Source organism: Mannheimia kashgarensis, from assembly GCF_041807705.1.
GTDB lineage: Bacteria > Pseudomonadota > Gammaproteobacteria > Enterobacterales > Pasteurellaceae > Mannheimia.
On sequence record NZ_JBGTYY010000005.1, the window covers coordinates 23,871 to 45,693 of the forward strand.

20 protein-coding genes and 1 tRNA gene are annotated in these 21,823 nt (G+C 41.4%); 11 read left to right on the plus strand and 10 right to left on the minus strand.

The genetic code is table 11. The annotated features are described in order from the left end of the window. Nucleotides 1-44 precede the first annotated feature (44 nt). From fucU to aldA, 5 genes are all read left to right on the plus strand, one after another. Nucleotides 45-476, plus strand: coding sequence for an L-fucose mutarotase (gene fucU / locus ACERCF_RS03875; protein ID WP_006249407.1), 432 nt, complete (start codon nt 45-47; stop codon nt 474-476). Between the two features lie 59 nt (nt 477-535). After that, nucleotides 536-1,189, plus strand: a complete 654-nt coding sequence (locus tag ACERCF_RS03880) for an L-fuculose-phosphate aldolase (protein WP_373610232.1) — start codon at nt 536-538, stop codon at nt 1,187-1,189. Nucleotides 1,190-1,218: 29 nt separating this feature from the next. Then, nucleotides 1,219-2,505: an L-fucose:H+ symporter permease gene (gene fucP / locus ACERCF_RS03885; RefSeq protein WP_373610233.1), complete on the plus strand. Its 1,287-nt coding sequence runs from the start codon at nt 1,219-1,221 to the stop codon at nt 2,503-2,505. Nucleotides 2,506-2,620: 115 nt separating this feature from the next. Next, nucleotides 2,621-3,772: a lactaldehyde reductase gene (gene fucO / locus ACERCF_RS03890; protein WP_373624680.1), complete on the plus strand. Its 1,152-nt coding sequence runs from the start codon at nt 2,621-2,623 to the stop codon at nt 3,770-3,772. A gap of 238 nt (nt 3,773-4,010) precedes the next feature. Next, complete coding sequence (gene aldA / locus ACERCF_RS03895) at nt 4,011-5,456, plus strand: aldehyde dehydrogenase (protein ID WP_373624681.1); 1,446 nt, start codon at nt 4,011-4,013, stop codon at nt 5,454-5,456. A 109-nt stretch (nt 5,457-5,565) separates the two neighbouring features. On the opposite strand, the gene trkA is transcribed toward aldA, so the two are convergent. From trkA to ACERCF_RS03920, 5 genes are all read right to left on the minus strand, one after another. Continuing rightward, nucleotides 5,566-6,942: a Trk system potassium transporter TrkA gene (gene trkA / locus ACERCF_RS03900; RefSeq protein ID WP_373610235.1), complete on the minus strand. Its 1,377-nt coding sequence runs from the start codon at nt 6,940-6,942 to the stop codon at nt 5,566-5,568. Next, complete coding sequence (rsmB, locus tag ACERCF_RS03905; protein ID WP_373624682.1) at nt 6,943-8,262, minus strand: 16S rRNA (cytosine(967)-C(5))-methyltransferase RsmB; 1,320 nt, start codon at nt 8,260-8,262, stop codon at nt 6,943-6,945. It lies immediately after the preceding gene. Between the two features lie 51 nt (nt 8,263-8,313). Further along, a complete protein-coding gene (locus tag ACERCF_RS03910) occupies nt 8,314-8,739 on the minus strand; it encodes a universal stress protein (protein ID WP_373610237.1) in 426 nt (141 codons plus the stop codon). Nucleotides 8,740-8,885: 146 nt separating this feature from the next. After that, entirely contained in the window at nt 8,886-11,522 is a 2,637-nt protein-coding gene (locus ACERCF_RS03915; protein ID WP_373624683.1) for a TRAP transporter permease, read from the minus strand. 205 nt (nt 11,523-11,727) lie between these two features. After that, the gene (locus ACERCF_RS03920) at nt 11,728-12,690 is read right to left on the minus strand and encodes a TAXI family TRAP transporter solute-binding subunit (RefSeq protein ID WP_373624684.1); all 963 of its coding nucleotides are present in this window, start codon (nt 12,688-12,690) and stop codon (nt 11,728-11,730) included. A gap of 311 nt (nt 12,691-13,001) precedes the next feature. Here ACERCF_RS03920 and ACERCF_RS03925 point away from each other — a divergent pair, with 311 nt between their 5' ends. Continuing rightward, entirely contained in the window at nt 13,002-14,531 is a 1,530-nt protein-coding gene (locus tag ACERCF_RS03925; protein ID WP_373624685.1) for a YadA-like family protein, read from the plus strand. A gap of 110 nt (nt 14,532-14,641) precedes the next feature. Here ACERCF_RS03925 and selB read toward each other — a convergent pair whose 3' ends face one another. The 5 genes from selB to selA form a co-directional block, all read right to left on the minus strand. Continuing rightward, nucleotides 14,642-16,489 (minus strand): selenocysteine-specific translation elongation factor, encoded by a 1,848-nt coding sequence (selB, locus tag ACERCF_RS03930; RefSeq protein ID WP_373624686.1) that lies wholly within the window; start codon nt 16,487-16,489, stop codon nt 14,642-14,644. A gap of 16 nt (nt 16,490-16,505) precedes the next feature. Further along, on the minus strand, nt 16,506-16,793 hold the full coding sequence (locus ACERCF_RS03935) for a type II toxin-antitoxin system RelE/ParE family toxin (RefSeq protein WP_373610241.1): 288 nt from the start codon (nt 16,791-16,793) through the stop codon (nt 16,506-16,508). Beyond that, nucleotides 16,790-16,960: a hypothetical protein gene (locus ACERCF_RS03940; RefSeq protein WP_192919070.1), complete on the minus strand. Its 171-nt coding sequence runs from the start codon at nt 16,958-16,960 to the stop codon at nt 16,790-16,792. The genes ACERCF_RS03935 and ACERCF_RS03940 overlap by 4 nt, the downstream gene beginning before the upstream one ends. A 68-nt stretch (nt 16,961-17,028) precedes the next feature. Further along, nucleotides 17,029-17,661, minus strand: a complete 633-nt coding sequence (gene pdxH, locus ACERCF_RS03945; RefSeq protein WP_373610242.1) for a pyridoxamine 5'-phosphate oxidase — start codon at nt 17,659-17,661, stop codon at nt 17,029-17,031. A 68-nt stretch (nt 17,662-17,729) separates the two neighbouring features. Then, nucleotides 17,730-19,112 carry an L-seryl-tRNA(Sec) selenium transferase gene (gene selA, locus ACERCF_RS03950; RefSeq protein ID WP_373610243.1) on the minus strand — a complete coding sequence of 461 codons (1,383 nt, stop codon included), beginning with the start codon at nt 19,110-19,112 and terminating at the stop codon, nt 17,730-17,732. Between the two features lie 65 nt (nt 19,113-19,177). Between selA and ACERCF_RS03955 the strand changes: the two genes are divergently transcribed. The 5 genes from ACERCF_RS03955 to ACERCF_RS03975 all read left to right on the plus strand — a co-directional run bounded on the left by ACERCF_RS03955 (nt 19,178) and on the right by ACERCF_RS03975 (nt 21,822). Then, nucleotides 19,178-19,272, plus strand: a tRNA-Sec gene (locus ACERCF_RS03955). Between the two features lie 100 nt (nt 19,273-19,372). Then, nucleotides 19,373-19,672, plus strand: a complete 300-nt coding sequence (locus ACERCF_RS03960) for a type II toxin-antitoxin system HigB family toxin (RefSeq protein ID WP_373610244.1) — start codon at nt 19,373-19,375, stop codon at nt 19,670-19,672. Between the two features lie 9 nt (nt 19,673-19,681). Continuing rightward, entirely contained in the window at nt 19,682-20,041 is a 360-nt protein-coding gene (locus tag ACERCF_RS03965) for a helix-turn-helix domain-containing protein (RefSeq protein WP_373610245.1), read from the plus strand. A 192-nt stretch (nt 20,042-20,233) separates the two neighbouring features. Beyond that, nucleotides 20,234-20,920, plus strand: a complete 687-nt coding sequence (locus tag ACERCF_RS03970) for an N-acetylmannosamine-6-phosphate 2-epimerase (RefSeq protein WP_373610246.1) — start codon at nt 20,234-20,236, stop codon at nt 20,918-20,920. A gap of 8 nt (nt 20,921-20,928) precedes the next feature. Then, on the plus strand, nt 20,929-21,822 hold the full coding sequence (locus ACERCF_RS03975) for an N-acetylmannosamine kinase (RefSeq protein ID WP_373610247.1): 894 nt from the start codon (nt 20,929-20,931) through the stop codon (nt 21,820-21,822). Nucleotide 21,823 lies beyond the last annotated feature (1 nt).

A 21,823-nucleotide genomic window follows, 5' to 3' on the forward strand; every position in this document is an offset into this window, starting at 1 on the left:
ATTCAGAACATCAAATCAGAGAGAGGGTAAAAAAGGAGTTCAAAATGTTAAAAGGTATTCACCCGGCAATTTCCCCAGATTTATTAAAAGTCTTAGCCGAAATGGGGCACGGCGATGAATTAGTGCTTTCTGATGCACACTTCCCTGCTCACTCTATTCATCAAAACGTCATTCGTGCAGATGGCTTAAGTGTTGCCACCTTATTAGAAGGCATTTCTGCTCTGTTTGAATTTGACCAATACGTTGAAGCCCCACTTGCAATGATGCAAGCAGTAAAAGGCGACACGCTCGATCCAAGCGTTGAAGAGCGTTACCTCAATGCAATTAAAAAAGTAAACGGAACAGCCCCGAAAATAGAGCGTGTAGAACGCTTCGCTTTCTATGATAGAGCCAAAAACGCTTATGCCGTTGTCATTACAGGCGAGTTAGCCAAATACGGCAACATTATTATCAAAAAAGGCGTAACACCGGTTTAATTACAAGCGGTTAAAAAAGCAGAATTTTTTACAAATATAAAATTAAAAGGAGTTCAACAATGGACAGAAAAATACTGGCGAGACAAATCATTGATACTTGTCTTGAAATGACCCGAATTGGGTTAAATCAAGGTACAGCAGGCAATGTGAGCGTACGTTATAAAGACGGTATGCTCATTACGCCAACAGGTACACCTTATGAGCAAATGACCGAAGATTCTATCGTCTTTGTTGATGGCAACGGCAAACACGAAGAGGGAAAACTCCCTTCAAGTGAGTGGCAGTTCCATTTAGCGGTTTATGAGGCTCGCCCTGAATTAAATGCGGTAGTTCACAACCACGCTAAAAACTGTGCAGCGGTGTCTATTTTAGGCGAACCTATCCCTGCCATTCACTATATGATTGCGTGTACGGGTACAGATCATATTCCGTGTGTAGCTTACGCCCCATTTGGCACACATAAATTAGCGGATTATGTGCGTGAAGGCATTAAAGGCAGTAAAGCGATTTTATTAGCTCATCACGGTTTAATTACCGCTGATAAAACCTTAGACAAAGCCTTAGGTGTTGCTCACGAGGTAGAAGTGATTGCTGAATGGTATCTGAAATTACTTGCCACAGGTAAACCAATTCCAACCTTAAACAAAGAGCAAATGGATATCGTACTCGGAAAATTTAAGTCCTATGGTTCTTGGGTAGAAGAAAAACAATAACCAAATAACGCAAACAGAAGGAATGTCCTATGACAGCTAAAGTTCTTGAGAAGAAATTTGTAGTACCATTTATTTTGATTACCACATTATTTGCCCTTTGGGGTTTTGCAAATGATATTACTAATCCAATGGTAGCGGTGTTCCAAACCGTAATGGAAATTCCAGCCTCTGAAGCCGCTCTTGTCCAATTTGCCTTCTATGGCGGTTACGGCACAATGGCGATTCCAGCTGCACTTTTCGCTAGCCGTTACAACTATAAAGCTGGAGTGCTATTAGGCTTAGCACTTTATGCTATCGGGGCATTCTTATTTATTCCAGCGGCAATGTATGAACAGTTTTCGTTCTTTCTTTGGTCTCTTTACATCTTAACCTTTGGTTTAGCATTCTTAGAAACGACAGCAAACCCATACATTCTTTCAATGGGTGATCCGGCAACGGCAACACGCCGCTTGAACCTTGCCCAATCATTCAATCCTCTAGGTTCGATTACAGGTATGTTTTTTGCTTCACAAATTGTATTAACCAATCTTGAGTCTGAGAAACGGGATGCGACAGGCAACTTATTATTTGACAGCTTATCTGCAGCAGAAAAAGCTGTCGTTAAAACCCACGATTTAGCAATGATTCGTAACCCATACGTTGTGATTGGGTTAGTTGTTGTGGCGGTGTTTATCATAATTGCGTTATACAAAATGCCGGCAACTAAAGTCGAATCTGCAGCCCGTATTTCGGTAAAAGAGTCTTTTAGTCGCTTAATTTCTAATGCCCGCTACCGTGAAGGAGCGATAGCTCAAGTATTTTATGTGGGCGTACAAATTATGTGTTGGACATTTATTATTCAATACGCAGAACGTATCGGTTTAACCAAAGCTGAAGCACAAAACTGGAATATTGTAGCAATGGCATTATTTATCACTAGCCGCTTCATCAGCACTGCATTAATGAAATATCTCAAAGCAGAGTTAATGCTATTCCTCTTCGCTATTGGTGGCTTATTCAGTATTCTCGGTGTGATCTTTATTGACGGAATGAGTGGGCTATACTGTTTAGTATTAACCTCTGGCTTTATGTCTCTAATGTTCCCAACTATTTACGGCATTGCATTAGATGGTCAAGGCGAAGAGTCAACTCTCGGTGCAGCTGGATTAGTAATGGCAATTGTTGGCGGAGCATTAATGCCACCACTACAAGGATGGATCATAGACCAAGGCATTGTTGCCGGTATGCCGGCAGTTAATTTCTCATTTATTCTTCCGTTAATCTGCTTTATTGCGATTGCCATTTATGGTTTCCGTTGTTGGAAGATATTGAAATAGCCGAAAAAACTCAACAAAACAAGCGGTTAAATTTTTATCAAAATTTGCAAAACATAACGTGATTTGACCGATTGCAAGTTAATCGAATTGTTTAACTTTTAAGAAGGAAAATAGTATGGCAAATCGTCTTATCCTCAATGAAACTAGCTACCACGGCAAAGGAGCAATCCAAAATATTGTTCACGAAGTGACCAGTCGGAGTTTTAAAAAAGCCCTTGTGGTGACAGACAAAGATCTGATCAAATTTAACGTCGCCCAAAAAGTGACCGCTTTGCTTGATGCCGCAGGCTTGCCTTATGAGATTTTCGATGAGGTAAAAGCCAACCCTGCGGTTGATGTAATTAAATCAGGGGTAGCAAAATTTAAAGCCTCCGGTGCTGATTATTTAATTGCGATTGGTGGCGGCTCACCGATTGATAGTGCCAAAGCGATTGGTATTATCATCAATAATCCTGAATTTAGCGATGTACTTTCGCTGGAAGGTGTCGCTCCAACCCACCAAAAATGCGTGCCGATTATCGCCATTCCAACTACCGCAGGTACAGCCGCAGAAGTCACGATTAACTATGTCATTACCGATGAAGCGAAAAAACGCAAATTTGTGTGCGTGGACGTTCACGATGTGCCGGCAGTGGCATTAGTCGATCCGGATATGATGGAATCTATGCCGAAAAGCTTGGCTGCCGCAACCGGTATGGACGCCCTCACCCACGCCATTGAAGGTTACATTACCAAAGCCGCGTGGGAATTAACCGACGCCTTACATCTTAAGGCGATTGAGCTGATCGGTCGTTCATTGCGTGGTGCAGTGGAGAAAAATCCGAAAGATGTCGAGGCAATGGCATTGGGACAATATGTGGCGGGAATGGGCTTCTCAAATGTCGGCTTAGGCGTGGTACACGGTATGGCTCACCCACTGTCCGCTTACTACGACACCCCACACGGCATTGCCAATGCGGTGTTACTGCCGTATGTGATGGAGTACAACAAAAATCACACCGGCGAAAAATACCGTGAAATTGCCCGTGCAATGGGGGTGAAAGGCGTGGACGCAATGAGCCAAGAAGAGTACCGTAATGCAGCGATTCAAGCAGTACAACAGCTCTCGATTGATGTCGGCATTCCGCCAAAACTGCACCAAATCGGTGTGAAAGAGGAAGATTTACCTGCATTATCTATAGATGCTTTTAATGATGTATGTACAGGTGGAAACCCGAGAGATTGTACTCCTGAATCAATATTAGAAGTGTATAAAACAGCGTTTTAAAATAATGCAAGCGGGTATTTTTTACTGAGAATTTGTAACTCGTAGCTAAAAATAATGCCTGATTTTTTCTGTTTTAGGAAAAATCGGGCATTTTTAGCACTTCAACTAAGGGTAAAAATGTGATTTCCTTCACACTTATTACATTAGATTAACAAAAAAGTAACTTTGTATTTGAAAACAACCGCTATTTCTCCAATCATAATGATAAATTTCCTACGATAATAACAAGGAGTAACCTATGGTAAAACAATATCAAATGTATATTAATGGTGAATTTGTGCCTGCGTTAGACGGTCGCACTATCGCTGTGTATAACCCGGCAACCGAAAAAATGATTTCCGAAGTGCCTCGTGGCGGTGAAGCCGAAGCAAAATTGGCGATTGATGCGGCCGACGCTGCACAAGAGGCGTGGGAGCGTTTACCTGCCGTAGAACGAGGCAACTACCTACGCAAAATTGCAAATGGTGTGCGTGCGAGAGCCGATGAAATTGCCCGCACCATCAGTGAAGAGATGGGTAAAACGCTGGCATTGGCTACAGTTGAAGTCCATTTCACAGCCGATTATTTAGACTATATGGCAGAGTGGGCAAGACGCTATGAGGGTGAAATTATCCAGAGCGACCGCCCGAACGAGCATATTTTCCTCTACAAAAAAGCCATCGGTGTGACCACTGGTATTCTGCCTTGGAACTTCCCGTTCTTCCTTATCGCCCGTAAAGCCGCCCCTGCATTGGTGACAGGTAACACTATCGTGATTAAACCAAGTGAAGACTCACCAAACAATGCAGCGATTTTCTCGGAAATCGTCCACGAAATCGGCTTACCAAAAGGGGTATTCAATGTGGTAACCGGTTACGGCAATGAGATCGGACCGGAGTTATCCAGCAACGAAAAAGTGGGAATGGTGTCGTTCACCGGTAGCCAGTTTGCCGGACAAAAAGTGATGGAAGCGGCCAGCAAAAACATCATTAAAGTGAACTTAGAGCTGGGTGGTAAAGCCCCTGCGATTGTATTAGATGATGCAGATTTAGACTTAGCCGCCACAGCGGTGGTGAACTCCCGTGTGATCAACTCAGGGCAGGTGTGTAACTGTGCAGAACGAATCTATGTTCATAGCTCGATCAAAGAGCAATTTGTACAAAAATTGATTGAGAAGATGCAAGCAGTGAAATACGGCAACCCGTTAGAGCGAGACGACATCGATATGGGGCCAATGATCAACGAAAAAGGCTTACACAAAGTGCAAGAAATGGTGACTCACGCAATCCATCAAGGCGGTAACTTAGTGCTGGGCGGAAAAGTGGTGGAAGGCACGGGCTACTACTTTGAGCCGACCATTATCGACAATGTGGATAACACGATGGACATTATGCGTCACGAAATTTTCGGGCCGGTTATTCCTGTCGCCACCTTTGAAACGATTGATGAGGCAATCCGCTTGGCGAACGACTGTGAATACGGCTTAACCTCATCGGTTTATACCCAAAACATCAACAAAGCGATGAAAGTGGTTTCCCGCCTCAAATTCGGCGAAACCTATGTAAACCGTGAAAACTTTGAAGCAATGCAAGGCTACCACGCAGGTTGGCGTAAATCAGGCATCGGTGGGGCAGACGGTAAACACGGTTTAGAAGAGTACCTGCAAACGCAGGTGGTTTATCTGCAATTTGATGATCAAGTATAAACACAACGGTAATCTGCACTGCAAAACTGTGCGGATTTTTACAAGCGGTTAAATTTTCCGGAAAATTCACCAAACAAAAAGAGCATTGTTTAACCAATGCTCTTTCTTTTTATAAGAAAAACACCCCAAGTTGGAATAATTTTTCAATCTCATCAATCTGTTTTTTATGATTGACAAAAATAATCACTCGGTCGTTTTCCTGAATAACAGTGGATTTATGGGCAATAATCACTTCTTCACCTCGCACTACTGCCCCAACAATCGCACCTTGTGGAAGTTTTAATTCACGAATTTGTCTGCCAACCACTTTGGAGGAATTTTCATCACCGTGTGCAATAATTTCTATCGCACCTGCCACACCAAGTTTGAGTGAAGAAACCTGTTGAATATCCCCTTTTCTCACATACCCTGCAAGAGCAGAAATTGTGGCTTGTTGTGGGGAGATGGCAATATCAATCGTTCCGCCTTGAATCAGGTGCAAATAGGCAGGGCGCTGCACCAAAATAATCACTTTTTTCGCACCTAATCGTTTTGCCAATAATGCCGACATAATATTTGATTCATCATCACCAGTTACCGCAAGGAATAGGTCGATATTCTCAATATGCTCTTCAAACAGCAGCTCCTCATCAGAGGCATCACCTGTTAAAACTAAAGTATTCGAGAGTTTTTCCGCCAGTTTTTCCGCTAATTGTGGATTGCGTTCAATCATTTTCACCCGATATTTTCCTTCCAGATCTCGGGCGAGCGATGAGCCGATACTACCGCCGCCCACAATCATAATCCGCTTATGGGGCTTATCTAGGCGTTGTAGTTCGCCCATTACCGCTCGGATATGTTGTGTGGCACAGATAAAAAAAACTTCATCGCCTGCTTCAATAATGGTTGAGCCTTGGGGAATAATCGCTCGATCTTGACGGAAGATTGCGACAATTCGGGCTTCGATATGTGGTAGGTGATCTTTTAACGCAGAAATCGGGTAGCCAACTAGAGGCCCACCATAATAGGCTTTTACATTTACAATGCTGACCAATTCATCAGCAAAATGGGTGATTTGCAATGCCCCCGGGTAGTGAATAAGGCGTAGAATATCTTCTTTCACTAAAATTTCCGGGGCGATAATGTGATCGATTGGCAGCACATCATTGTTAAACAGTTGCTCCCGTTCCCGCACATAATCGGCATTACGAATACGAGCAATTTTGGTTGGCACATTAAAGAGCGTGTAAGCAATTTGGCAGGCGATCATATTCACTTCATCGCTACTGGTAACAGCAACTAATAAATCTGCATCATTTGCCCCTGCATCTCGCAGTGTTCTAGGCGAGGCAAATTCGCCACGAATAACTTGTAAATCGTGCTTGTCTTTTAGCTTGTCTAAGCGTGCAGGATCGTTGTCAATTAAGACAATATCGTTATCTTCACTAACTAAATTTTCTGCAAGCGTTGAGCCTGCTTGCCCTGCACCTAAGATGATAATTTTCATTTAATTTGCCACTTTTTGTAATGTTGCGTAAAAGAAGCCATCGCCACCATTGTGTTGTGGGAAGAACTGTTTTTCCAATGCTTTTTCTCCGTTAAAATCCATTTCTACTAATTTTGCATTCGGCGTTGTTTGCACGAATTGTTGAATTTGCTCGCTGTTTTCTTCAGGCAGTACGGAACAAGTTGCATAAAGCAAAATACCGTTCGGTTTCAGTCTTTCCCATAAAGCATTTAGAATATTTCTTTGAAGTGCTGCCAGCTCTGCAATATCACTTTCTTGGCGTAGCCATTTAATATCGGGGTGGCGGCGAATAACACCCGTTGCAGAGCAAGGGGCATCTAATAAAATGCGGTCGAACATCACCCCCTCTTCAAGCCACTCTTGAGACTTGGAAGCATCGCCACAAATTACCTGTGCGGTTTGCCTCAGTCGGGATAAATTTTCACGCACTCTGCTTAAACGGCTTTCTTCAATATCAAGAGCAATTACTTTAGCCTTTGGGGATTTTTCTAAAATATGGGTAGTTTTGCCGCCCGGTGCAGCACAGGCATCTAAAATAGTTTCGCCATTTTCTGCCCCTAATAATTCTGCCGACCATTGAGCGTGAGCATCTTGCACTGTTGCCCAACCTTGCTCGAAATTATGCAGTTGATTTACACCCACTGCTTTATCTAACAACAAGGCACAATTCGGGATACAAGCGGTCATATTTTCTGAATTTTTTGCAACTAAACTGCCAAGTAACACCGCATAATCTTTTGCTTTGATATGTTGCTGATTGGCTCGAATCCACATTGGCGGGCGTTGGTTATTTGCCTCCACAATTTCTCGCCAGTTTGGATAGGCTTTTTTCAGTTTATTGACCAGCCATTCAGGGTGTAGCGTTTGCCAATGTTTATCAACTTTTGCCAAGATTTCGTCTTGCTCACGCAAAAAGCGGCGTAACACACCGTTAGTTAAGGCTCGGAAGCTATCTAGTTTCAGCGTTTTCGTTGCATTCACTACTTCATCAACTGCAGCGTGGGCAGGCACTCTCATATAAAGTAGTTGATATAACCCAACCAACAGTAAGCAATGCACCAAACGTGTTTTACCTTTAAGCGGTTTTTCCACCAATAATTTGATGATTGACTCTAAACGAGGTAGCACTCGGCATACGCCAAAGGCGATTTCTTGTACTAAGGGTAAATCTTTTGGGTCAAGTTGTTTTTGGGCTTCGGGAATCAGGGTTGAAAGCGATTTCCCCTGATCTAATACTTGTAAAATAATGTTTGCACTTATTGCTCTGGAAGAAAGTGCTTTCGTAGGTTGTTTTTTCATAAATAAAAAATGCCATTCGACAGAATGGCACTATTGTAACTGAATGCGAGATTATCTTAAAACTAAAATTGGCTTGCTGGTATTACGAGCAACTTTTACCGTATTCGAGCTTAGCCCCTTTGAGTTTGGTTTACTGCTTGCCAGCATTAAGATTAAATCTACCGATTTTTCATCAGCAATACGGCAAATTTCTTCATAAATGGTGCCGTACGCCACAATGTGTTGCACTTTTGAACCTTCTGGGAAATGGGTTTTAGTAAATTCGTGCAGTTTTTCATTTGCCTCTTTTACCACTTCCTTATCAAAGTTTTTTGGTAAAAAAGCAGAAATTAAGCTGTTATCCACAGGTTCAATAATAGAAGCAACACGATAAACCGCATTTGGATTTTTTGCGGTAATCTGTAATGCCGTATCAACTGCATATTTCGCACTTTTAAGATCTGCTAAATCAATAGCAATAAGAATTTTGTTATACATCGTTATTTCCTTTTACTGCCGCTTTTGAAAAGACAAGCGGTCATTTTTTTATAAATTTTTGCATTTTTTCTCCTTAATTAAATTGCATTGAGCGATTTAATCGGTCTCTCCCATAAGGGAGAGACTTTCGCTAGTAAGGAGATATCTTACTGTTTTTTCACTCTGCGGCGTTGGTTTGCCACAATGCCGAACACCAGTAATAAAGCTGGAATGAAAATCCAATCTTTTGCCGGAGCATCTTGTGGCACAGCAACATAGTGAATGGTTTGATCCCAGTTTAAGCCTGCTTTTGCAGCAGGAGAATCAATTTCTACCATATCGATTACCACTTTTGGTGTTTCTACGCCATCAACTTCGATTTTCTCATCAGTTTGAATAAGCGTTAAACCTAAGTTTTTCAAACGTTCTTCGCCAGTTGAGCCTTCTGGTACAGGTAATTGAGCATAGAACTCAATTTCTTTACCGTAAGGGTTTAGCCCTTCTACTTTTAAGGTAACATTTTGACCCACTTTGCTTTCAAGTAGTTGTTCTTCAAAATGTACCGGCTCAATATGGCGTTCTGACGGATAAATTCTATCCATAAAGAAGCCCGGACGGAACAAGGCAAATGCAGCAACCACAAGCAATGCGGTTTCCCACCATTTATTTTTGGTCACAATGTATTGCATTGTTGCCGAAGTAAAGGCAAGAACCCCAATGGTTGCAGTAATAAACACCACCCATCCGTGCCCCGGATAACGCAAGTCAATTAATAACAAGTCAGTATTAAAGATAAACAAGAACGGTAAAATAATGGTTCTCAAGCTATATTTAAACGCCACCATACCTGTATTAATCGGGCTACCACCTGAAATTGCCGCCGCTGCGAAAGAGGCTAAGCCTACAGGAGGGGTAACATCTGCCATAATCCCGAAGTAGAACACGAATAAATGTACCGCAATGAGTGGCACAATTAAACCGTTTTGGCGGCCCACTTCCACAATAACCGTTGCCATTAATGATGACACCACAATATAGTTTGCGGTGGTTGGTAAGCCCATACCGAGAATTAAGCTAAAGATGGCAACCAAAATCAACATTAATACAATGTTGCCCATTGATAGGAATTCAATCACGCTTGAGAGCTGTACACCAAAGCCTGTTAATGCCACAACACCTACGATAATCCCTGCGGTTGCGGTTGCAAGGGCGATACCCGTCATATTACGACCACCTGCCTCAAGGCTATCGACCACATCTCGAACACCTTGTTTAATAATCTCTTTCGTTACGCTCTCTTTGCGGAAGAAATTAAGTAACGGGCGTTGGGTTAATTGAATGAAAATTAAGGTAATTGTTCCCCAGAACGCGGATAAGCCCGGAGAAAGCATTTCCACCATTAAACACCAAAGCAACACAACAACAGGAATGAGGTAATGTAAGCCTGCATTTACTGTCGGTTTTCTTTTTGGTAGAGCAACAATGTCTGAATTTGGATCGTCCGCTTCTAAATCAGGGTAGCTTGCTACACGGCGAATAGCCAATAAATACCACAAGCCTAAGAAAGCACAAACGATAATGAAAGCATAATCTTCCGCCACATTACGAATCCAACCTAAACCGTAGTAAACCCCAATGGCTAAACCTACAATCACTAAAATTGAGGCTACTGTTCTTAACAAGAAGACTAAAATCGGGCTTGGTTCTTCAGTTCTAGGTAAGCCTTGCAAGTTCATTTTGCAGGCTTCTAAATGCACGATATAAACTAAGGCAATATACGATATTAACGCCGGTAAGAATGCGTGAGTGATGAGCTGGCTATACGGCATATTCACATATTCAATCATCAAGAACGCCGCAGCCCCCATTACCGGCGGCATAATTTGCCCGTTTACCGATGAGGCAACTTCCACTGCCCCTGCTTTTTCTTTGGTAAAGCCTACACGCTTCATCATTGGAATCGTAAACGTACCCGTTGTTACCACGTTTGCAATTGATGAGCCTGAAATTAAGCCTGTTAATGCAGAAGAAACTACCGCCGCTTTCGCCGGGCCGCCACGCAAATGCCCTAAATAGGCAAAGGCAGTTTTGATGAAATAGTTACCTGCTCCTGCTTTATCAAGCAATGCTCCGAATAGTACGAACAGGAACACATATTTGGTTGAAACCCCAAGAGCAACACCAAACACCCCCTCGGTAGTAATCCATTGCTGGTTAATGATTTGAGAAAGAGAACCAGAACGATGGCTTACAATCCAATCAGCAGGAAAATACTGCCCAAAGAAATTATAAACCAAGAATACCATCGCAATAATCACAAGTGGCAAGCCAAGGCTACGGCGAGTGGCTTCAAGCACCAATAAAATCCCCAAACAGCCTGCAATAATATCTTGCGTATTAGGTGCGCCAAAGCGTTTTACCAATCCTTCATAGAAGAAAATATAGTACAACGCTAAGCAAGCGCCCACTATTGCAAACACCCAATCAACTTTTGGAATACGGTGCTTTGGCGAGGTTGCAAAGGCAGGATAAGACAGGAAAGCCAAGAACATTGCAAAGGCTAAGTGGATAGAACGAGCTTTGGTATCATCTACCACCACGTTCAAATTAATACCTGCTTGGGTAAGCCATTCTTGAAAAACAAATGGCAACGGAGAAGCGTAGTAAATTTGGAAGATAGACCAAAGAATAGCGACATACACAATGGCTTTCTTCGCCAAGCCAGACGGTGTTCGACCGCCTGTATCATTTGAAGCGACCATATCTTGTAGGTCATCGTAATCAGCTTTAGATTCAACCGACATAATAGATTCCTCAAAAAACAAGCGGTCATATTTTATAAAAAATTTGCAAATTTTCTCGGAAAAACCACCGCTTGCTAAATAAAATACTATGGATAACTTATCGATCAAAAGGAAAAATCGATAAATTATCAACAGCCTTATAAATGCAAAAAACCAGCACGCTAAAAAACGTGCTGATTAAGCATAAATCTAAGATAAATATGGATTATTTAATCCAACCTTTCTCTTTGTAGTAACGCACAGCACCTTCATGTAATGGAGCTGAAAGTGCATTTTTAATCATCTCATCTTGTTTTAAATTTGCAAATGCTGGGTGTAAACGTTTGAAACGGTCGAAGTTATCAAATACCGCTTTAGTCACGGTATACACTTTATCGGCATCAACATCAGCAGAAGTTACTAAAGTTGCATATACACCGAAGGTTTCTGTTGGCTCATCAGAACCTTTATATAAACCGCCCGGAATAGTTGCTTTTGCATAGTATGAATGATCAGCCACTAATTTATCGATTTCAGGGCCTGTTACCGGTACCAATTTCGCATCACAAGACGCTGCAGCTTCTTTTAACGCTCCATTTGGGTGACCTACGTTGTAAGTGATCGCATCTAAGTTGTTATCACACATTACAGACGCCATTTCTGCCGGTTTTAATTCTGATGCTACTTTGAAGTCTCTATCCGTCCAGCCTTTTGCCGCTAAGATAACATTCATTGTTGCACGAGTACCAGAACCCGGATCGCCCACGTTTACACGTTTTGCTTTTAAGTCATCGAAAGATTTAATGTTCGCATCAGTACGAGCCATTACCGTAAATGGCTCTGGGTGAAGAGAGAAAATTGCACGGATTTTATCGTTTTTCTTACCTTCAAATGAGCTTGAACCATTATAAGCGTGGTATTGCCAATCTGATTGAGCAATTCCCATATCCATTTCTTTCACTGCAATCGCATTTAAATTTGCCACCGAGCCGCCCGTTGATGGCGCATTACATTTCACCCCAGTTTTTGCCGTATCACGGTTTACTAACTGACAAATAGACTGCCCCACCACATAATAAACCCCCGTTTGACCACCCGTACCGATAGTCACAAACGTTTCAGCCGCGTGAACAGATGCCCCACCCATTACTAAGCTGGCAAGAAAAGAAAGTTTGACTAATTTTTTCATTATTGGCTCCTAAAAATCAGCATAAAAAAAGCATTTATTTTAAGCAAACGCTCAAAACACCATAAAAACTAAGGCAATTTTTTAGCACAGATTATTTGATTAGTAAAACAATTTTTCTCGCCCCCCACACAAAAAACAGGCTAAAACTGAAAACAAATTGACAATCACCACATTCAACACTACCATTAGGGCTGATCGTGGTTATATACTTATATGATGATCACTAGCTAGTATTTCTTGTTTGTTACCCCCATAAGAACTTGCAAGAAATTTTTATTGTATACAATTCAATTTTTTATGGAGTTTCTATTATGAACAAAATTTTTAAAGTGAAGAAAAATGCACTTGGTCAATCTGTGGCTTGCTCAGAATTAGCTACGTCTCGCTCAAAATCACTTGTAGTTGTTACGGCATTAGCAATTATGGGAATGAGTGGTATGGGTATAGCTAATGATATTAGTAAAAATCCAATTAGCTTTTATATTCCAGGTCCAAATGATACATTAGTAAAGAAAAACTCAAATATCGACGAGTTTGCAACTAATACTAGTATAGCAATAGTTGCAACTGCTGAAGAAATTATTCGTCTTAAAAAGGATGTAGATACTGTAGCAAATATAGCATCTGATATTATATTCAACCAAGCAAACATTGCTGCAACAGCAGTTTATGTAAACGGTCTTACAGACATAGTTAATAACAATGTAATGGATATTGAAGGCCTTCAGGCACAAATTACGGCTAACCAAGCAGACACCGCTAAAAACTTTGCCGACACTGACGCAAAAGTAAACGCGAACGCAGAGGCACTAAAAACCAAAGTAGAGCAAAGAGACTTCTACCACGTTCAAGATAATGTAAACAACAATAATACTGAAATTGCAAAATTACAGGCAAATAAAGCAGATGTTAAATATGTTGAAGAAACAATTGCTGAAACAGTGGGCTATGTGAATTCTGTTGCAGAAGCAACTGATAAGAATGCAATGGATATTGCAGAAAATAAAGCAGATATTGCTAACAACAAAGCAGAAGTTGCTAAAATTGAAGGCCTTCAGGCACAAATTACGGCTAACCAAGCAGACACCGCTAAAAACTTTGCCGACACTGACGCAAAAGTAAACGCGAACGCAGACGCACTAAAAACCAAAGTAGAGCAAAGAGACTTCTACTACATTCAAGATAATGTAAACAACAATAATACTGAAATTGCAAAATTACAGGCAAATAAAGCGGATGTTGAATATGTTGAAGAAACAATTGCTGAAACAGTGGGCTATGTGAATTCTGTTGCAGAAGCAACTGATAAGAATGCAATGGATATTGTAGAAAATAAAGCAGGCGTTGCAAGCAACAAAGCTAACATTGCGAAAAACAAAACTGCTACAGAAACCAACAAAACTAAGATTGATGGCAATGCAGCTAAAATTAGAAGCAATACAGATGCACTTGTTAACAAAGTTGATGTAACTAATTTCGATACGTTAAAAGGCCAAGTAACTACTTTAGCAACACAAGTGTCAGACATTACACCAACTAAAGCTAGAGTATCTGCGTTAGAAAACAGAACAACTGTGTTAGAAACTCGAGTAAACAAGCTTGACAAAAACCTAAGTGCTGGTATTGCAGGCACAGCCGCGTTATCTATGATGCCAACTGCGGGCGAAAAAGGTGCTCACTACATCACGGCAGGTGCAGGTCATTATAATGGCCAACAAGCGATTGCTATCGGTTTAACGGGTAACTCTAATAGCGGTAAATTTAACTATAAAGTAGGTGCTTCTGCAACCACATCTGGCTCTCCAGTAGTAGGTGCAGGTGTAGGTTACCGTTGGAAATAATCATTAATAAATGATTGTGTAAAACATAAGGCACTTGCGTTTGGCAAGTGCCTTTTTTGTGCATTCATTTATGCGTTATTTATTGCGGTTTATTTTAGCTTTACCCCTACCTAAAACGTTTTGCTATCTCTTAATAAATGCACATCACCTTTACGTCTTAAAAAGCCTGAACGATCAAAATATTCTATTAACTGCACGGTTAATTTTCGCCCATAGCCTAATTCATCACGCAATTGATTGACTGAAATCGCTCCCTGTTTTGCCACAAACCGCTTAATTAAGGTCGCGAATTCACTGATTTGTTCACTTAATAAAAAGCGATCTTTCACAATAGGAATAAGATAGCCTAATTTTCCTGCTTTATATAAAAGATTACGCATTTGCACCTCCTCTACAGAAAGCTGGCTTGCTACATCACGCACCCAAAGTGCTTGGTTAGTTGCCTCAAAAAGCGGTCGAATTTGTTGCCACATTTGCAACTCTTCTGCATTAAGTTCAACACGATGTTCAGGCAAATGTAACCAGCCTCGGCTGTTTGCTAATCGGTTTTCTGCCACTAGCTCTTCAATAAATTGATTGGCTAAACTTTCGGGCAAATCCAATAATGCTATACGATAAAGCCGTGCTTTGGTGACGCCTATTTGATCTTGATGTTGTTGGTGATAGGTTGTTATGTTTTCTATCACCCGTTGTTGGGCTTGGGATTTAAATTCGTGATTAAATAGCCATTTTGAAGAGACATCAAACCCTAATTTTGCTACCGCTTTCGTAGTCAATTGCTCCGCCCATAATAGCAATGGCAAATCAATGGCTTTTTTTTGCAGATAGAGATTAAGACGTGCGGCAAAATCATTACAAGCGGTCGTTTTTGCTAAATTTTTTACCAATGCCAAACGTTCATCGGTGCGTTTGTGGCGTTTGGGTGAGTGGATCTCTAGCACCTCCGCCCCCGCTAATGTTTGGCTATCATCGCCACTACGGATAATCAACTTATCATTTACCGCAATATGTAACGGCTCGTCTAAAATCACTTCTGCAAAAAATTGCTGATTTTTGACCGCTTGTTTGCCCTCAAGTAAATTGAGTTTACCCGTAATATGCGAGGCGAAATGGTACAAGTGAATAATGCTATTCTCTTTGAAGGCTTGGTTAGCGGTAAGTTGGACGGTAATGCGATCGGTCGCAAATGTTGGCTCAAGCTCGGTAATCCAATCGCCACGCTTGATTTCTTCTTTTTCTACATTAGCGATATTCAACGCCAAACGTTGCCCAGCAGAACCCGTTTCCGATGGCGTATTTTGGGCATGAATGGCTTTCACACGCACTTTTTTACCGTTCGATAAAAATAGCACTGAACCAACTCTCACTTGCCCTGCCACCGTTGTGCCAGTTACCACTAATCCAGCCCCTTTCACATTAAACACACGGTCAATGGCATAACGAAACGGTTTGTTTATTTGAGTGTTTTGCTGATTAATCTCAATTAAATACGCCTTTAGTTCCTTAATACCTTGCAAGGTTTTCGCTGAAGTAATAAAAGTTTTCGATTCTGCTAAAAACGGATAAGCGGTTTTCACTTGCTCAATTAGCTGATGAATTTGCGACTCTTCAGCTCGATCAGCTTTAGTAATCACAATCATAATGTGCTGAAAATTCAGCAGGCGGAGAATGTCTAAATGCTCTTCGGTTTGCGGCTTAATCCCTTCTTCGGCAGAAATCACCAACAAGGCGTGATGAATTCCGCCAAGTCCAGCCAACATATTGGATAAAAAACGCTGATGCCCCGGCACATCAATAAAACCTAAAATATCGTTCTCAATGGGTAAATAAGCATAGCCCAAATCAATCGTCAGTCCACGTTTTTGTTCTTCGGGTAAATGGGTAGTATTCGTGCCAGTTAAGGCGTGTAAAAGAGAGGTTTTGCCGTGATCGACGTGGCCAGCAGTACAGATAATCATTGATAGTCCTTATAAATTAGTAACTATTTTGGCGAGCAGATTTAAAATCCACAATATAAACATTTTCCTGACCAATCAGGAATTTTACTTGATATTTACCGTTTAAAATCGGAATTTCTTTTTTCTTACGCAGCCGATAAACATCTGCCGTATAGGAAAGTTTATCCACTTCGCTTTTGATTGCGTCATAAAATTGTTCTGCAATAATCGGATTTTGAGATTGTTGCAAAATATAATCCGCTTGATGGAGTAATTTAATTTCTGCTTTTTCTAACCAAACAATGTTGTAATCAAACTTCATCATTTTTCAGTTAATCCTAGCTTTTTACGCAGATTTTCCATTACCTGATCGTGAGATTTAGTTTCCACTAAGCCTTTTTCTAATTTATCTAGCAATTCCAATTCATCATCAGTATAAAAACTTTTTTTCTGATCTAACTGAGATAATTCGTGTGATAACGTCAGTTCCATATAGCCCCCTTACAGATAAAGCTCTCCCAATATTCTATCTTTCTTTATACCAAATTCAAAATCAGAACTTAGGGCGATAACCTCACCTTTTCCCACGCCCCTGATACTAACTTATACTGAATACGGTCGTGCAAGCGGCTACTTCTTCCTTGCCAAAATTCAATACAATCTGGAATCAAAATATAACCACCCCAACGCGGAGGACGAGGTACTTCAAGTGGAAATTGCAATGCAAACTTGGCAGATTTCAACAATAGCGCTTTGTAGTTTTCAATCGGCAGACTTTGTTCGCTCGCCCACGCCCCTAAACGGCTAGTATAAGGACGAGAGGCAAAATAAGCATCAGACTCCGCCTCTGGAATTTTCTCAATTCGCCCTTCCACCCGCACTTGACGTTGTAATTCCGACCAAAAGAACGTTAAGCAACCAAACGGATTTTCAGCAATTTCCAGCCCTTTTCGGCTCTGATAATTGGTAAAAAAGACAAAACCCTGTGGATTAACTTCTTTCAGTAAAACCATTCTGCTACTCGGGCGACCATTCTCTGCAACTGTCGCAATATTCATTGCAGTCGGCTCATTCACTTTCGTATTAATAGCTTCACTCAACCACTGCTCAAACTGGGTGATTGGGCTTGAATGGCAATCTTTAATAGAAAGCACTTTTTTGGTGTAGTCTTCCCGAATGTGGTGTAGATCCATAAGGATTCCTTTATCTTATTCTGTTTCTGTAATTTATCGGACAGGCACAGGACCTGTCCCTACCGTCACTAATATCCCAACATCTCAATCAACTTTTCAAACTCCGCCACCGATCTTAAATCCAACCACATTTTACTCTGTGCAATGCGTCCAATAATGGGGCTTGGGTAGGTTTTGAACTGTTTTTCTAACGCAAGTAAATCGCGCTGTTTTTCAGCGGAAATCGTTACTGCCACCGATGGCAATCTTTCCGAAGGCAATGCACCGCTGCCAATTTGAGCGGGGCTCGGCTCAATTTGCAAAATATAATCGGCATTTAACCGCTTGTTTAAGGCGTTTTTCAAGCGTTCTGCCTTGTGCTGTAACTCCTCGAGCGATTGTGTGAGCAAATTAAGCGTCGGTAAATCGTCCGTTAATTTTTCAGGGAATAAATAGTGGCGGAGCGTTGCTTCAAGGGCGGATAAAATCACTTTATCGCAACGTAACACTCGTTTAAGTGGGTGCTGTTGCAGTTGGCTAATCATCGCTTTACTCCCCACGATAATGCCCGCTTGAGGCCCACCCAATAATTTATCGCCCGAGAAAGAAACTAAATCCACCCCTGCTGCCACTTTTTGTTGCACCATTGGCTCCGCGGGTAAATTGAGTGCCTGCATATTGGTAAGCGAGCCGCTGCCTAAATCGGTAATCACAGGCAGATTAAACTCTTTACCGAGTGCGACTAGCTCTTCTTCCGATACTGAGCTAGTAAACCCCTCAATATGATAGTTGCTCGTGTGAACTTTCATCAAAAAGGCAGTGTTTTCAGTGATTGCGTTGCGATAATCCTTTAAATGAGTGCGATTAGTTGTGCCGACTTCCACCAATTTACACCCTGCTTGAGCCATAATATCAGGAATACGGAATGATCCACCGATTTCAACCAGTTCACCGCGAGAAACAATAACCTCTTTACCTTGTGCGAAAGTGGCGAGCATCAACAACACCGCAGAGGCATTGTTATTTACGATACAAGCTGCCTCCGCCCCCGTTAAGATTTGCAAAAGTTCGGATATATAATTGTCTCGATGCGAGCGTTTGCCCTCATCAATATCAAATTCTAACGCAACGTTTTGTCGCATTGCGTTTGTGGCAGCTTCAATCGCTTTTTCCGACCACAATCCTCTCCCCAAATTAGTATGCAGCACCGTGCCTGTTAAATTAAAAACAGTTCTGATCTTAACGTTGCTTAAGGCTTGCAGATTGCTTTCTAATATGGAGAAAAATGCCTTTTCCTCTGAGATAAAGCTCGGTAATGCTTGATGCTGAGCGATAAATTGACGGGCTTGGTTAATCAATAATCGTGCTTGTTCTGCAACCGTAGAATAAGCAAATTTTTGGCATAATTCGACCGCTTGTGGCTTTTTCAGAAGTAGGTCGAGTGAGGGAATTTGTCGGAATAGTTGTTGCATAAAATTTTATCGAGAGAATGTTTTGGATTATTCTAATAAATAAAGTACAATATTGCTACACATTCGGAAGTGTGTCATCTCTGGTGAGGTGGCAGGACTTCAAATCCTGTTGAGGACGCCAGCGTTCTCGGGTGGGTTCGACTCCCATACACTTCCGCCAATTCATCATCTTATCTTCTACTTCTATAAATTCTCCAATATATTTACTTAATCCCAAATTGGGATTATCATATAGATAGACTTTTGAATTTAGGAAAATTATGAGAATAATCTCAACTTCAACCTTAATTGATTACTACACCAAATATCCCGAAACAGAGCAACCATTAAAAGCGTGGGTAGCAGAGGTTAAAAAGGCAAATTGGCAAACTGCTCACGATATTAAAGCTCAATATAAAAATGCCAGTATCCTGAAAAATAGACGTGTTGTATTTAATATTAAAGGTAATGATCATCGCTTAATCATAGCAGTAGCCTTTAGATTAGGGGCTGTTTATATAAAATTTATCGGAACACACGCCGAATATGATCGCATAAACGCTGATGAAATCGAATTATAGAGGTAAAAAATGAATATAACTCCAATCAGAACGGAAACAGATTACCAAAATGCACTTAAGGCGGTTGAGCCTTTATTTGATCGTGAAGATGAATTAACTACCGATGAGCTAGATTATTTCGATGTAATGATAAGCCTCATTGAGAATTATGAAAGCAAACATTATCACATTGACTTACCTGATCCTATAGAAGCTATCAAATTCAGAATGGAACAACAAGGAATGGAAATTAAAGATCTTGATGGGATTATCGGTAAACCAAACAGGGTTTATGAGATTTTTAATAAAACCCGACCACTCACCCTAAATATGATTAGAAATTTGCACAATAAATTAGGAATAGGTGCAGATGTGCTAATTCAAACCTAAAAAAATAGCCGTTAGTTGCAAAATTAACGGCTATTTCTTTTTCTAAACTTTCACAAAAAATGAGATCTAGCTCACATTTTCTTATTTTTCCATTTGTAGTAAAAATTTATAGGTTTATAATTATTTGGAGTATTTCTTCATAAACAAAATCTAGTCTATGGCTACTTTTTGCAGTACAAAAAGGAAAAGATTATGTCTGTATCTCGTCATACTATTTTAAATAAAATCCAAAACGGGCTGATTGCTTCTTGCCAACCGGTTGATGATGGTCCGATGGATAAACCTGAAATTGTGGCTGCTATGGCGGCTGCTTCTGTTATTGGTGGAGCAAAAGGCATTCGCATTGAGGGCGTAGAAAATTTAAAAGCAACTCGTGCCGTTGTTGATGTGCCGATTATCGGCATTGTAAAACGTGATTTGCCAGATTCCCCCGTTCGTATCACCCCATTCTTAGAAGATATTGATGCCTTAGCCGAAGCTGGGGCAGATGTTATCGCCGTTGATGGCACATTCCGCACTCGCCCTGTCAGCATTGAAGAGGCGGTTAAACGCATTCACGAAAAAGGTTGTTTAGCAATGGCGGATTGCTCCAATTTGGAAGAGGGTTTGCATTGCCAACAACTTGGTTTTGATATTGTCGGCAGCACAATGTCGGGCTATACAGGCGGTGAAGTGCCAGATGAGCCAGACTATCAATTAGTGAAAGATTTAAAAGCCGCAGGCTGTAATGTAATGGCGGAAGGGCGTTATAACACGCCAGAGCTTGCCAAAGTGGCGATTGAAATTGGGGCAGATTACGTTACCGTTGGTTCAGCATTAACTCGCTTGGAGCATATCGTTAGCTGGTTTGCGGATTCTGTAAAATCGGCTCAAAAATAGGGGAAAGTATGCGTTGTTTAGCGATTGATATTGGCGGCACAAAAATTGCAACGGCGATTGTTCAGCACAATCAAGTGGAACAACGCAAGCAAATTCAAACCCCAACCGATAAACCCCAAGCCGATCAAGCTGAAAGTTTACATCAAGCCATTGCGGAAATTGTACAAATTTATCAAGGGCAATTTGATTTTGTTGCAGTTGCCTCCACAGGCATTATCAATAATGGTGTGCTGACTGCGTTAAATCCGAAAAACTTGGGTGGTTTAGCCGAGTTTCCGTTAAAAGAAAGCATTGCTCGCCATACCGATAAATCGATTGCGTTATTAAATGACGTGCAAGCGGCGGTGTGTGCCGAATATTTAAATGAAGACCAACAAGCGGTCAAAAATTTCGTCTTTATTACCGTATCTACAGGTGTCGGCGGTGGCATTATTTTAAATGGTGACCTGCAAATCGGCTCAAACGGCATTGCAGGGCATATCGGGCATACGTTGGCTGATCCGAACGGGCCTGTGTGTGGCTGTGGGCGTGTCGGTTGTGTGGAGGCCGTTGCCGCAGGGCGTGCGATTGAAGCCTCCGCCAGCAAATGGGATTCCCCTTGTTCGCCAAAAGAGGTGTTTGAGCGTTTCAGACAAGGCAACTCACAAGCGGTCGAATTAGTGGAAAAATCTGCAAAAGCGATTGCAAACTTAATTGCTGATTTAAAAATCAGCTTGGATATTCAAAAAGTGGTGTTAGGTGGCAGCGTGGGTTTGGCAGAAGGTTATTTACCGCTCGTTCAACGTTTTCTTGCTGAACTTCCAGCCGTTTATCACTGTACATTAGAAAATGCCAAATCAGGGCAAGATGCCGGCTTAATCGGGGCAGCTTGGTGGGCAGAACATCATTTTAAGAAAAATTAAC

Excerpts from the sequence above, each read along its gene's own strand:
- fucU (WP_006249407.1), top strand. The coding sequence starts at position 45 with ATGTTAAAAGGTATTCACCCGGCAATTTCCCCAGATTTATTAAAAGTC.
- ACERCF_RS03880 (WP_373610232.1), top strand. The coding sequence starts at position 536 with ATGGACAGAAAAATACTGGCGAGACAAATCATTGATACTTGTCTTGAA.
- fucP (WP_373610233.1), top strand. The coding sequence starts at position 1,219 with ATGACAGCTAAAGTTCTTGAGAAGAAATTTGTAGTACCATTTATTTTG.
- fucO (WP_373624680.1), top strand. The coding sequence starts at position 2,621 with ATGGCAAATCGTCTTATCCTCAATGAAACTAGCTACCACGGCAAAGGA.
- aldA (WP_373624681.1), top strand. The coding sequence starts at position 4,011 with ATGGTAAAACAATATCAAATGTATATTAATGGTGAATTTGTGCCTGCG.
- trkA (WP_373610235.1), bottom strand. The coding sequence starts at position 6,942 with ATGAAAATTATCATCTTAGGTGCAGGGCAAGCAGGCTCAACGCTTGCA.
- rsmB (WP_373624682.1), bottom strand. The coding sequence starts at position 8,262 with ATGAAAAAACAACCTACGAAAGCACTTTCTTCCAGAGCAATAAGTGCA.
- ACERCF_RS03910 (WP_373610237.1), bottom strand. The coding sequence starts at position 8,739 with ATGTATAACAAAATTCTTATTGCTATTGATTTAGCAGATCTTAAAAGT.
- ACERCF_RS03915 (WP_373624683.1), bottom strand. The coding sequence starts at position 11,522 with ATGTCGGTTGAATCTAAAGCTGATTACGATGACCTACAAGATATGGTC.
- ACERCF_RS03920 (WP_373624684.1), bottom strand. The coding sequence starts at position 12,690 with ATGAAAAAATTAGTCAAACTTTCTTTTCTTGCCAGCTTAGTAATGGGT.
- ACERCF_RS03925 (WP_373624685.1), top strand. The coding sequence starts at position 13,002 with ATGAACAAAATTTTTAAAGTGAAGAAAAATGCACTTGGTCAATCTGTG.
- selB (WP_373624686.1), bottom strand. The coding sequence starts at position 16,489 with ATGATTATCTGTACTGCTGGCCACGTCGATCACGGCAAAACCTCTCTT.
- ACERCF_RS03935 (WP_373610241.1), bottom strand. The coding sequence starts at position 16,793 with ATGATGAAGTTTGATTACAACATTGTTTGGTTAGAAAAAGCAGAAATT.
- ACERCF_RS03940 (WP_192919070.1), bottom strand. The coding sequence starts at position 16,960 with ATGGAACTGACGTTATCACACGAATTATCTCAGTTAGATCAGAAAAAA.
- pdxH (WP_373610242.1), bottom strand. The coding sequence starts at position 17,661 with ATGGATCTACACCACATTCGGGAAGACTACACCAAAAAAGTGCTTTCT.
- selA (WP_373610243.1), bottom strand. The coding sequence starts at position 19,112 with ATGCAACAACTATTCCGACAAATTCCCTCACTCGACCTACTTCTGAAA.
- ACERCF_RS03960 (WP_373610244.1), top strand. The coding sequence starts at position 19,373 with ATGAGAATAATCTCAACTTCAACCTTAATTGATTACTACACCAAATAT.
- ACERCF_RS03965 (WP_373610245.1), top strand. The coding sequence starts at position 19,682 with ATGAATATAACTCCAATCAGAACGGAAACAGATTACCAAAATGCACTT.
- ACERCF_RS03970 (WP_373610246.1), top strand. The coding sequence starts at position 20,234 with ATGTCTGTATCTCGTCATACTATTTTAAATAAAATCCAAAACGGGCTG.
- ACERCF_RS03975 (WP_373610247.1), top strand. The coding sequence starts at position 20,929 with ATGCGTTGTTTAGCGATTGATATTGGCGGCACAAAAATTGCAACGGCG.